This window comes from Flavobacterium circumlabens, assembly GCF_004345565.1.
Classification (GTDB): Bacteria; Bacteroidota; Bacteroidia; order Flavobacteriales; family Flavobacteriaceae; genus Flavobacterium; species Flavobacterium circumlabens.
In genome coordinates, this window is the sequence record NZ_SLWA01000002.1 from 862,652 (window position 1) to 875,681 (window position 13,030).

At 34.3% G+C, this 13,030-nt stretch carries 9 protein-coding genes; 4 read left to right on the forward strand and 5 right to left on the reverse strand.

What is annotated here, in order from left to right; genetic code table 11:
* Nucleotides 1-62 precede the first annotated feature (62 nt).
* Genes EV142_RS08295 through EV142_RS08305 form a run of 3 tightly spaced genes read right to left on the reverse strand, consistent with a single transcriptional unit; the run spans nt 63 to nt 7,140 of the window.
* Nucleotides 63-434, reverse strand: a complete 372-nt coding sequence (locus EV142_RS08295; RefSeq protein WP_132034361.1) for a hypothetical protein — start codon at nt 432-434, stop codon at nt 63-65.
* Nucleotides 435-445: 11 nt separating this feature from the next.
* Complete coding sequence (locus EV142_RS08300; protein ID WP_132034363.1) at nt 446-3,871, reverse strand: DUF6443 domain-containing protein; 3,426 nt, start codon at nt 3,869-3,871, stop codon at nt 446-448.
* 11 nt (nt 3,872-3,882) lie between these two features.
* A complete protein-coding gene (locus EV142_RS08305; RefSeq protein ID WP_132034365.1) occupies nt 3,883-7,140 on the reverse strand; it encodes an RHS repeat domain-containing protein in 3,258 nt (1,085 codons plus the stop codon).
* A 529-nt stretch (nt 7,141-7,669) separates the two neighbouring features.
* Here EV142_RS08305 and EV142_RS08310 point away from each other — a divergent pair.
* On the forward strand, nt 7,670-8,239 hold the full coding sequence (locus EV142_RS08310; protein WP_132034367.1) for a hypothetical protein: 570 nt from the start codon (nt 7,670-7,672) through the stop codon (nt 8,237-8,239).
* A 353-nt stretch (nt 8,240-8,592) separates the two neighbouring features.
* Here EV142_RS08310 and EV142_RS08315 read toward each other — a convergent pair whose 3' ends face one another.
* Nucleotides 8,593-9,714 (reverse strand): DUF4238 domain-containing protein, encoded by a 1,122-nt coding sequence (locus EV142_RS08315; RefSeq protein ID WP_132034369.1) that lies wholly within the window; start codon nt 9,712-9,714, stop codon nt 8,593-8,595.
* Between the two features lie 138 nt (nt 9,715-9,852).
* On the reverse strand, nt 9,853-10,842 hold the full coding sequence (locus tag EV142_RS08320) for a hypothetical protein (RefSeq protein ID WP_132034371.1): 990 nt from the start codon (nt 10,840-10,842) through the stop codon (nt 9,853-9,855).
* A gap of 387 nt (nt 10,843-11,229) precedes the next feature.
* Here EV142_RS08320 and EV142_RS08325 point away from each other — a divergent pair, with 387 nt between their 5' ends.
* The 3 genes from EV142_RS08325 to EV142_RS08335 all read left to right on the forward strand — a co-directional run bounded on the left by EV142_RS08325 (nt 11,230) and on the right by EV142_RS08335 (nt 12,964).
* Entirely contained in the window at nt 11,230-11,454 is a 225-nt protein-coding gene (locus EV142_RS08325; RefSeq protein ID WP_132034373.1) for a hypothetical protein, read from the forward strand.
* A 40-nt stretch (nt 11,455-11,494) separates the two neighbouring features.
* Complete coding sequence (locus EV142_RS08330) at nt 11,495-12,406, forward strand: HEPN domain-containing protein (RefSeq protein ID WP_132034375.1); 912 nt, start codon at nt 11,495-11,497, stop codon at nt 12,404-12,406.
* Nucleotides 12,407-12,541: 135 nt separating this feature from the next.
* Complete coding sequence (locus tag EV142_RS08335; RefSeq protein WP_132034377.1) at nt 12,542-12,964, forward strand: hypothetical protein; 423 nt, start codon at nt 12,542-12,544, stop codon at nt 12,962-12,964.
* Nucleotides 12,965-13,030 lie beyond the last annotated feature (66 nt).

Consider the following 13,030-nt stretch of genomic DNA (forward strand, 5'->3'; position numbering starts at 1 on the left):
TTTCTAACTTTGAAATATTACCTACTTAATTTGAAACACTACCAGATACATTACCTAAAGTATTAATCAAGATATAAACCCCTTAATGATTCACTTGTGTAGACATTATATTGTTTGTCGCTGTACCAAACAATTCTTCCTTCAATTGCAAAAGAATAATTTGGTCCTAAAATGATCCTTTTTGAATTGTAAGCTTTCAAATTAAATAAATATCGTTTTCCTACTTTTATTTTTGGACCATTTATTTCTATTGTATTTTTTGGAGATATTATTGTCCCTCTCTTAAACCAATGTTTTATCGCTACAAAATAAAAGTTCTCAGTTGAATCAATTTCAATTATTCGATATTTCTTTTGAGCCCGAACGTTATTCATTGGAAGTAGAAATAAAATAAAAAAAACTTGAATAATTAACATTTTTTTTTTCTTTCTCATATTTTACATTATTATTTATTTTTTTCTGTATATAAAGGCGTTTTTTTACCAGTACTTTTTACCGTAACAGTTACTGTTGTTGCATTATTTTGTACATTAGATGCTACGCTCAGTTTATCTTGAATAATTTTACCTCTAGGGTCAGTTTTGTTTGCAAGATCATGAGCTTTTTCAAAACCATCTCCTGCCTGTGTTGAAGCTTTTGCGCCAGGTGCAAATCTAGCTCCTTGGTAAGCTTCTATTGTTTCATGCATTGCTATAGTACCAATAGGTGCCTCCGCAAGTTTTTCTAAAACTTCTGTTTGATCAGGATTTACAACTTGTTTTGCGGTTTTAGTTCCATCATCGTTTACTGTATTTCCAAGAAATGCACCACCTACTATAAAACCTTCGTCAATTTGATTTGCTTTAGTAGCATCAATATTTATAGTTATTTTATCATCATTAATAGCTTTCAACAATGTCTCATCAGCACCTGTTTCTGCCGTTCCTTCAGCTTTTAGTTTCCCTGTTTTTTCATCTCTTGAAATAGTTAAACTTGTACCTGCACTTAATTGTTTAACAAATTTATCCGCATTTTCGCCATTAACAATAACATCATTTGGAGCCATGCCGTCAGGATCAGTAAAAAAGATAGGATTATTAAACGCATAATTATAAGGACTATGTCTTCTCATTTGTTCCGTTAGTGGATCCATATTCATCCATCTTCCAAGTGCAGGATCATAATTTCTTGCTCCAAAGTCATAAAAGTTAAGCCCAAAATCATCCTGCAATTCCTTACCATTGTACTTGTATTTTTGAGCCGGATTTGTAGAAACTACATTAGAATTATACCCTTTATGTGCTAAACCAAACGGGTAATAATTATTTTCGGCAATAATTTCGGTATTGTTTACAGTGCCATTATTATCTTTATCACTGTAACTCAATCTCACATTTCCTAAGTGATCTTTGTATTGATACACATATTCGTAAGAACTTCCGGAAGGTTGTACATACCCCTCAGCGGTAGGGAAAAAGTCAAGAGTAAAAGTTTTGGAATTTAGGGCACTGTATTGAAATCCTCCCTGTAAATAATCCGTGATCGTTGTACTGGGTTTTCGAACTACGGTTCCCGCTTTAAAAACTGTTTTTCCTGTTTTCTGGCCATCCGCATTGTAAATGTACGTAATATACCCACTGGTACCAAAGGTTATCTTAGTGGGTAAATTAAGATGATTGTAAGTAATCGCCGTGATGTTTTTGTTTTTGTCAATGATCAGGTTCCCATTGGCATCGTAGGTATAATCATCACCTGTTTTGTTAAAATCATTAAAACCACTGGTGTTGTTGCTGTTGTCTGTGATCTTGCCCAACTGGTTGGAGTTGGCCGCATAGGTATAGACCAGATCATCAGTCCCTATGGGTTGTATTTGCGGATCTATATCTCCTTTTCGCTTCAGGGACATGATGTTTCCGTTTTTATCATAGGTTAAACTTTCATCATAGGCATTGGTGGTCAAACCGTTTTTCTCGTAAATGGCATTTTTTAAGCGGTTCAGTTTATCGTATTGATAGCCATAACCGCGCTCGATATTATCAGAACCGGTTCTCCAGAGCGTCTCCGAGATATTGCCATTATATAAGGCATTTACGCCTGTAATGCCTGCTGTTGGCGTATTGTAACTGATCTTAAAAGTAAACAAATCCAGAGGATCTATGCCCTGCTGCAGATCAGCGGTTTTATTGATTTCGGTCAGCCAGCCTCGTATGTTGTAGGTATAATCGACTTTCTGTAGAGGGACAGCGGCACTGTTTCCTGTTTTTTTACTGATTAACTGTCCCAGTGCATCATAACTATTATTGGCCATGAGCTGCACTTTTCCTCCATTGATCTGATGGGTGTGGGTCAGCAATCGGTCCTGTGGCGAGTAGGTAAAATCTTCTCTTATGAGTAATTCCGTACTGGCCGAAGTACGTTTGTGCCGGATCAGGGTATACAACGTTTTTCCGATAAAATCAATTTTACTGTCTGTAACGGTATAACCTCCCAGATGATTTCCTGTATACGCTCGTATCGGTCTCGCTTTTTGGTCATAAAAAGTAGTGCTTACTTCTGCCAGAATAGCGGCAGCGGTGGTCACCACCCGGTTCCATGTTCCGGTAGGCAGGCTTTTTACGTTGGTTAAAACGGTCTGGCTTTCTATGCTGGCCGGCATCTTCTGAACACCCGGAAAAAGATAGTTATCATAATAATTTACAGTCAGTAATTTAAACGTAGTGGGCGCTATGGCATTGCTGTAATTAACAGGCACACCGTCAATACTTCCGGAGCTTTGTTGGGTCTCAAATAAGACCTTAGCCGAATTTTGTGCCTCCTGCAATATTTTTCTGGTGGCAGAACTGCTGCTGACATTGTTCCAGCCTGTATAGATGGGACGGCCAAAAACATCGTATTTGGTAATGAGCCAACCCACAGCCGTGATATCCGAAAAAGGCGAATTGGCGGGGCCTGTAGCTACCACACGGTCTAATTTATCATACACCATAAACTCCCATTGTTTGCCCGGCAGTTTTTTCTCGACCAATCTGTTGCGGTAATCGTGTTTGTACTGGTAACATAAATGGTCTAAAATGGCTGTGGTAATGGTACCCTCGGCTTTTGGCGGGATTACATAGGTCAGGTTACCATATATATCGTGTACGAAATACGTATCATGTTTCATACCTGCATCATAGGTTCTTTTCAATACTACCTGACCTTCCTTGTTTTTAAATTCTACTGTTGATCCCGCAGTTTCAGTTGGATTTGCGGTGGTATTCTCATCGTAGGTGACGGTTTTGTATAATTCTCCTGCTGCATAAGTCCCTGCGTCTGCCAAAGCGATTTCGTACAGCCCTGATTCCGGAGTCCAGATAGCAGTGGCCTTGAAGAGTCTGACCTCATTGGCCAAATTGGTCTGGTAGCTAATTTTGATGGCATGACCGGCTTTTAAGCTCCAGTCGTCTCCGGGAGCAGCCTGTTTCAGAACACGGTTAAGAGGGGAGGCCTCTACTTGTTTCTCACTATACGGATTTGCATTCACAGCCCCGTAATTGGTTTTGTATTGTGCCATTAAATCCGGTACCAGGGTGACTGGATTTACATACCCCGAATTGGTTTGAGCAGAAGCAAACGGAAGGTATTCTTTTAGCTGTCTTCCAAAACCATCGTATTCAATGGGGGTTATAATGTCTTTTCCGGTATTCGACTGCTGCACGGCAATTTGCTGAACCGGCCTTCCGAGTCCGTCAAAATAGGTTATATTTTGAGAAGCCTGTGCAGGTGTTGGATTTGGGATTGTCGTACCAGTTGGTGTTTTGTAAGTAATCGTTTTAATATAATTCTGGGTCTGGGTCTGGCCAATGACCATAGCCGGAAACAAAACTAAAAGAAGTTTGCTGAAATTTTTCATGATTTTTTGGTTTATGGCTTGTAATTGTATTGGTTCTCTGAGCTTATAGATCCGTTTTTGTCTTTTACGAATTCCAGCCTTCCGAAAGTATCATAGGTAAAAGTTGTAATATCTCCTTTAGGATCTGTGATGGTACTAACCCCGACAAGTGGAATATAAGTGTACGTACTCACCATGATAGTACCTGGCAATGCGGTTCTTAATGCATTTAAAGCCGTAATCAGATTCGCCTCAGTTCCGGTGTCCGAAAGATTTTGCAGGTTGGTTACATAAGAGGAAACCTGAGCGTAAGTCGCATTTTCTATTTTGGCAATGGGCTGGGTTTTGTTGTATCCCCATATTATAGCGGTCGGAATTCCACTCTCTAAAGTATATTGAAGAATGTTTCCTTTGTCATCATACTTATCATATGTTATTTTTTTTTCCACAGAATTACCTGAAAATGAATTGGGGAATTTGGCTGCATAAATAAATTTCGGTAAAAGTAAATTTCCCGTTGTGGCATTTTTTGCATATTCTGTTTTTTGCTCCGATAACTTTATTGCACCTCTGAAAGTTTCTGTTTTGAGTAGCGTGTTTATTTTATTGTTGGCGATCATTTCCGATACAAACGGTTCACTTGACATAACCGGATCCTGAGGGTAATAATATTTGGTTTCTAAAAAATCTTCAACTGAACTTTTTGTTTTTTGTACACTTAATTGCATATGAACAGGACTGTTGTAAACATAGCTTGTAGTTGTCCTGATTGGGTTTGATCCCCCTACATCATATAAAACATGCTCTTTTGATTTTAAGTAATTCCAATAAGAACTATTGATATACTCTACTATTCCTAAATTGGATGTTTTTGTAGTATTTGATTCCTCATCATTATTATCTATTAATTGATGGTATTTCTTCACATTATAAGATTTCGAACTTTTTAGTTCTCTATTATCATATAGATTTGTAGTTATCTGTACATCATCTTTCTTAGTGTTAAAAATACTATTCTTTAAAGGGAGGCCATTTGTCAGGACTCCATAGTCTGTAGGAGCACCATATAATCTTAAATCGCCGCATATCTGATTGTTTGAGTTTTTGTGAATATAGAATTCATTCATTTCTCCTCCATTCAAAAAAGTATCATTACCATGAGATACAGTAACATATTGATACGAAACAGCTGAACTTCCATTGTCAAAAAGCGAAATAAGACTACTTGAAGTTATGTTTATATAGGTTCTTAGCTGACTTGATGGCATACCACCTCCACTACTGGGAGTTGGACATTCCAGACGTTCCCTTGATTCATCCAGATAAAGAGGTGGTGTCCCCGGAAATCCAGATGATTTATTGAGGTCCTCTTTTCTCGCATAATAGTATCGTTTATAAACAGGAAGTGAAGTATTAAATCCATTATCTGTAGTGCTTTTAATCCTAACTCCTCCTGCAATTAAATTTGTTGCAATAGTAACTGGACCAGATGGCAAATACTTAAAAGACACACCTGAACTTATACAAGGTCTAAGCGCGCTTCTCGTGGAAGCCACCAGTAAACTTAGCGAAATTGTATAGGTTTGATTTGCTTTTGCAAGTAAAATAAAATCGTTTCCATTGTCCGGTTTAAGATCCGAAGAAATTGCGTAAAGTTCTCCATAACTACTTCTTTTGAAAAAATCTTCATACTTTCCCGTAATCAGGTTTTTAGCCATTACAGTAGCTCTCGTCCTTCCCAGATAATCGGGACCACAATCGTATTCGTCATAACTAATAGCGCCCCGCAAAATTATTTCCTGATCACTTAGAGTTGTGATGGTAATCTCCTGACTAGTTGGACCGGTCCTGTTAATAAATAATGTTTCCTCCTTTAATTCAGGAATGATTTTCTTACTTCCGTAGTAATCATTTGACTCGTATTCAAATAGTGTATATCCTTTTGTAGGATAAATAATTTTACTAAGCAAACCTGTTTGTGCAAAATCTCCGTTTGGTTCCTTATCGGCACCATCATAATTAATATTGTCTAAATCTAATCCTGTTTTATTGGGAACTAATTGATTATTTATCTTGCCGTTATAATATCCCCAATGATCTTGACTTAAAGATAATCTTGGAGGTAAATTATTTCGACTGATATATTCAAATTGATAATTTTTACCGAAATCTTTAAATTGAATTTTATCCAGAAAAACTCTTTTATTTGCGGTGGTTGTATAAGTAAATTTTATCTTTTCAATTTCTTTTATGTTATCTGTTGTTATGGCAATTTCTTTTATTTTTTTATTTCCTGCTTCTACATCCTCACTATTGTTTTCAAAGTATCGAAAAGTTATTTCCCCATTTTTACTATTATTACTATTGATAGACTGGATTGCTTTTCCTGTAATACTCATACGATGTTCCCTAATAGCACTAAGATTAATACCTCCTGCCACTACAGTACCAGTGCAATTAGTCTGTATTCTTGGAAATTGCATTTTAAGTGTTTGTGATTTAGAAGAGATAAAATGATCTTCTTTGTCTATATATTTAAGATAAACTTCATCTCCCTTTGGATGTACTATTTTAGATAAATACCAGGCAGAAATAGAAGTTTTCGTAGTAGGATTGCCATAGCTCTCTTTAAAAATTTTCGTATATTCAATCTGATCAAAATAATATTTAATACCATCTGGTGCAGTTAACATAAAGGTGAAATATCCATTACGAACTTGTTTCTCGATTTTAATATTTTGAGCAGGCATCAACAGTGGAGTACCATCATGATCATATATAAATTTACCTGAATAACTACCGAAATTAAAACTGTATAAATCCGCTTCACTATCTGTAAGATCCTCCTCTCCGATATATTTAAAAAAAGCTATTCTTTGATTTAATGTAGCGTTAGGTAGTAATGGTACAAAAGCTTTTAATCTATCTTCATCAGGCAAATCCCTTATGATTCGTGTTATTACACCGCCAAAACTTAAGTTCCATCCCTGCCCAACATTAGATGATATTTCATCTACCTTAATTCCATTATTAGAATAAAACATGGTTATAGGAACCTCAATATTTACAGTTTTATAAGTATAAAGTGGTATAGTAATATTCTGCGAGCCTGTAAACATTCCAATAGGTACATTTCCATAATTTCCTAATTGATAAGCACCTGGTGAAGGCGGAATTATGTTAGGTAAAAAAGTATTTGATTTTTTTTCTGATTGACCAGCTGTTTTTATGGAAATAAGAAGAATACAAAACAAAAATGTAAGAGTCGTTTTTAAAGTTAATTTACACATATATTATTTTTTTAGTTTAATCTGTTTTAATAGATAATTTCTTTTGTAATGGTTTAAATAAACAAGAACTTTTCGCTCTCTAATTGTAAATTATCAGAAGATAGTTGCTATTTTATTTATGATATTATCAGTTTAATACTATAGTAAAATGTGGGTTTAGCCGGAGATAAAATCAAAATTGAGGCTGGGGATTTTCCCTGAAAAAGTGACCGAAAAAGAGCAAAAAAAACAAAAACTCCAATAAAGTTCAGATATAGGAGTGACGGAGCGGTTTTCTGAGGGTATAATTCCAGTTTCATAATCAATTCGGTTTTACTCTATAGTATGTTTTGTAATAGATCCATTATTCAGGCAGGTAATAACGTGCGAATAACATTACATTTTGCAAATATAGTATAATTTTTAAAAGTAAGAATACTACTCAATAAATTAGATAGATGTAATTAAAAATAGTAAGAAAAATAATATATTATTAGAAAATACTGCTATATTTGCCTCTTTAATAATAATTATTTAATAGTCGTAAATTATGGCAGAAAGTAAAAACAACATCATCACTCACGGATTGAGTGGGAAAGTAGGCGACATCATTGTATTTAGCCAGAGAGGTAGTAAAACAATCGTTTCAAAAGCGCCAAAAGAGCGTACGGGAGAACCGACAGAAAAACAAAAGAAGCAGATTGCGAAATTTCAGGAAGCGACGATCTATGCCAAAGCAGCCTTACAGGAAGCTGCTACCAAGGCCATCTATGAAAAAGGGGCAAACCCTGAAAAAAACATTAGTGCGTATAATGTAGCGGTAGCCGATATGCTTGGCGCTCCGAAAATAGAAGAAATTGATCTTTCTCAGTACAAAGGTAAAAAAGGAGATACGATTAGTGTCAAAGTAACCGACGACTTTAAAGTGGTCGCTGTAAAGGTACTTATAGAAAATGCCGACGGGACATTGGTAGAAGAAGGAAATGCCAAAATAAGTGCCAATGGCCTCGATTGGATCTATACGGCTACTAAAGAAAATGACGATTTAACCGGTGATAAAATCACCATTCAGGCTACAGATTTACCTGACAATTTGACCGAAAAGGAGCAAATGCTGTAAAAATCCCAAAAGGAGTTTCCGTATAGGAGTGACGGAGCGGTGACGGAGAAACGACGTAAAAAAACGCAATGTCAAACTGGCAGAATTACCGTTAAAAATCGGGATTTGTCGTTCTCCTTCGTGATCACTTTTAGGATGCGTTTTTCTTTTGATGAAGGTTGAAAGAGGGATTTATAAAAAGGGTTAAAAAAGAAAAACCTGGTACCGGAGTAACATCTGGTATCAGGTTTTTTGTTTTAATCGATGCTCTTTGCGGATTATCATTGCGGGTGCGAAGTCTGGAGACGTTGGCCAGAGCATGCGATAAATTTAGTTTTTGCAATGAAATCTTTGTTGAGCTGTTTTTTTAGTTATTATGAATTTTCAGTAATTGGTAGAAATCTATAGACTATGTGAGTATAACCTTTGAATTTGACATTTTTCCTGTACTGATCTTCAAGTGACTTTAGTTTGACAGTCGATGATTTAGATATAAAGTTTAATTTTTGAACCGTTAGCTTGATATTTAAGTCTGAAACACCCATTTCAATCATTTGCGCGGTAAAGTTATCAAACCCTCTTGGGACATTCATTTTATGCACGTTAATAGATGCATCATTAGCTTTTTTATATTTTTTAGATTTTTCATAAAGCGTTTCTATATAATGTTTAGATGCTCTGTGACTGAAATTAACTGTAGTTTCAGAATTCAGAAACTGCAGAAGATTAAGCTGGTCAATACTGTTTTTATTATCTATTTTTACGACGTGCTCTTTTTTATTACCGAGTTTATAAATATTGGGATCATATACAGCTAACATATACGAATCGTTCAGCGGCAGGAACATCTGCAATCCTTTTAATCCAAAATCTCTCTGGCTGCCAAATTTCCAGTTTCTTCTTTCTAAAAATTGATTGTACATGATAATTGGATTATCTGAAATAATAAAAGGATTTGAAGTTGTATTTTTAATGAGTTTGTATTTCAGTTCCAAAAGATCAGGAACCACCAGTTCGGCAGATTTGAGCGAGTTAAGTTTTCCCTGATCAGTCTGATGTTCTTTAAGGCCAGGAATCATATCGTTGGAGACATTATCTTCACTGATTTTGGACTTAGTATTGAGGAGCTTTTGTTCAAAATTACTTAGAATTCTGAAATGAATAGGATTTCGAAGGTCTAAAACAACCATAAAATGCAACATTTTAGAATGATCCGGACTTTGGGCAATCGGCAGTTTTTCTTTTTCCCACATTTCCCTGAAGATTGGTGCAGAATCTCTTTCTAGCTGTGAAAGCCACTCTTCTAGCTCGCCATCAAGACCATAAAAGTAGTCACTACTAAGTTGTGAGGAGATCGACACCTGATTTTTGAATAGATTACCCTGAGTATTGAACATGCCAATTGTTTTTCCGTTGTTCTCATAAGAGAAGAAACGCTGGAAAAACTGGGGAACAAAGTGCTGATTTTTTGGAATCTGTTTTTTTTGTTGAGCCATTTACATTCACCTTATTAGTACATAAACAGTATCTCCCACCGCTGGCGCCTCGCTCGTGAGCATAATCTTTTAAAAAGATTCAATATTGACGAGCGAGAAGTTCGCATCAGCGAGGGCAATTTTCTCTTTTAAATAAATTTACTTTTCATTACGCCTTAAAGCTAAAATGGCATTCTTAAGGCTTGGAATATCAGTTCTGATTAGTTTACTATCCACTATATCCTGAGGGTTAACAGTAAACGCTAAGTTTACCGATGTATAATTTTGAGGGTCTTGAATTGTAAGTGTTGGATTTGATGAATAATTTGGTGCTTCAAAAATCTTCTGCCCGTTAAAATGTTCGTCAGTAAATAAGGCCAATCTAGGAGCAAAAAGGAAATTATCAGCTATTACCTGATCAATTATTGCATAGAATTTTAACTTGTTTGGCTTTTCTTCGTATGCAATTATCTTGATGCCTACTTTTATCTCGACCTCCTTAGATTGAAAAGAATTTGAAGATCCATATAAAATTGCTTTGATTCGATTGTATCCATAAGGTTCACGATTAGTGAGTATTTTATCAAAATTTGAATACTTATCGACAACGAACTTCACTCTACCTTCAGAAGCCTGAACGGCAATTCTTTTGGTCTGATTACCCGTTTCTGCATTGACCAATACAGCATACAACTGTTCGTTGCTTCCTGTGGAAGTCCAAGTCACAGTTATAGGATCAAGATCAGTTATAATTTCCTTAGAAGTGGTATTTGTGTTCTGTAAAGTAATGCTTTGAATCTCCAGAGGTTTGGGTCTTAGGAATAGAATAATTCCAATGATTAACAATAACCCGCAAAGTGAATAAACAAAAATGTTTGTAAGAAATTGATTTGTCAATGCCTTAGATAAAATTGCCCGATCACCGACTGATATTTCGTTTCTGAAATCGTTATCCTGTTTTATCAGTTTAATCATTTCCTTTTCTGGTAAATTTTGGATATGGTTATAGAATTCAGGTGCTTCCCTTTGTAGTTTATCCAGGACTTTTTGAATAATAGGATCTGCTGTTATGCTTTTTTTAACCAGTAGGTAAGTAACAAATCCAACAATTCCAAGAATAGCAGGGAGAGAGGCTAAAAAAGTATTCATAGTCTTTATTTAGGGTTATGTTGATGTTTTTCAGTAAGTTAAATGTATGTAATTTAGAGTAACCAACCACTAAGTATAAATACTGTTTTTTTTAATTCGTAGGTAATTTGTGTTTTCCTCGCGGGCTAAGGTTCCACTCTTTTCAGCAGGATATAGGTGAAGATGCGAAGTTAGGAGACGTTCAGCAAAGAGTATGCGATACATTTAGTATCGATAAGGAACTCTTCGGGGAACTGGGTTAGACGCAGACCATGAAATCATGTCTATTAGATCCACATCCACCTTTTACACTAAATAAAATTGAGGATAAATGAATAATTTTTTAACTGCGCAAAAACACTGCGTACCACGAAAATATCTTTGATTAATAATTAAAACAAAAAAGATATGAGTGATTTTCTAGATTATAGTGTGATTAAACGTAAAATTGAAAGTGAAGTATGTGCAGAGCACAATACTAGTCCTAAATTTATAAAGACAGCTAAAGGATTTCAAATAAATTCCTGTTGTGAAGAATTTAAGATTAAATTAGTTGAAAAAGCAAAAAAAAATATTGCTGAACAAACAAAGTCAGCTGTTAAGGAAATGATGAAAAAAGCATTTAAGAGATAGAATAATTTAATTATTGAACATATTCAAATATCAAAATATTATGAGAAACTCCACTGTATTAATAATTACAAATTCAGATAGCGATTTAACAAAGTTAAAATTTGCTGGATCTAAAATTTTAAATGTGTTATCCGATGAATTTATAGAATTTTGTGGAAAAACTTTAACAAAAGATGAAGAATTTCTTTCAAAAATAAGAGAGAAATATAAATACGAAAAAAGAGAACGGTACGCAATTATGTCAGAAGACATTACTTCTCCTGCAATGCAAAAAAATAGCGATGTATTTAATTTTTTGTTGTTGTTATTTCCTAGTATTTTATCAGTTGAATATATTTTGAGCTATCAAACTAGTAAAGAATTCACAAGATATCTTGATTGTTTTGAGTGTGAAATTAAATTTATTAATTCAGACAATCTCTATTTCGATGAAAGCAATTTAAATAATATTAATCTTTTTATTTCAAATTATTTTCCCAATTACTTTGAGAGTAAAATTTTAAAATTTCCTATAATAAACTATATAAATGCATTCGAATCTAATATGTTCCACTTTTCATATGTTGCGTTTTGTATTAGTCTTGAAGGAATTATACAAGGTGGCCATGAATTAATGTACAGAATTCGTAGAGCAATTGCAATAATTTGTGGATTTGACGAAAAATCTAGTGAAGTAATTTTTGAGAATATGAAGAAAATATATGATCTCAGAAGTAAAATTGTCCATGGAGAACAATTTTCAGAAGATTTAGTGAGTGAATATTTGTATTATCTGGAATGTCTTGTTTCAAAAACAATTATTGAATTAATTGTAGACAACATTGATGACATAAATATTCTAAGTAAGCAAATTACTAAGTCCGGTTTTGGAGAACAAAATAAACTATCAACTAATTGGACTGAATATATATTAAATCCAAAAATTGAAAAAACTATATATAAAAAATTATAATATCTAATAAAATATTTTTTATCCATTTTTAGATTACGTGGGTAATGACAATTGAAAAACAAACTGTAACTACTATTAAAGCGACTATGCTTAAGGAGATTTAACACATTGTTTTATAAAATAATGAAGAACATTATGAACCAAAAAGATATGACTAAGCATTTTGCGTTATTAGAAGAAGTTGAGGCATCTAGTAAATTAATCAAACTTGGATTTGGTGAAATTCAAAATATTAGCTTAAGCAATAATTTTCATTTTTTACCTTTTCAGCTTTTATCACAAGGCTTTGAGCGATTCATGAAATCATATATTTGTCTTGCTTATCAAAATGAAAACAATCAATATCCAACTTTTAAATACCTTAAAAATCTTGGTCACGATTTAGAGTCATTATTAAGTGAAATTCTTGATAATTATTATTATGATTTTAAACGGCCTCAATACAACTATGATATTGGATTCTTAAAAAATGATGTAGATTTAAAAGAACTACTTTATATAATATCAGAGTTTGGTAAAAAGTCAAGATTGGATATTCTGGATAAAGTGAGCACCTAATTCTGGATAAAAGTGAGCAGTATAAATGAACTCAAAAAGGTGTCTAAAAAGTAGTTTAAAAGTATA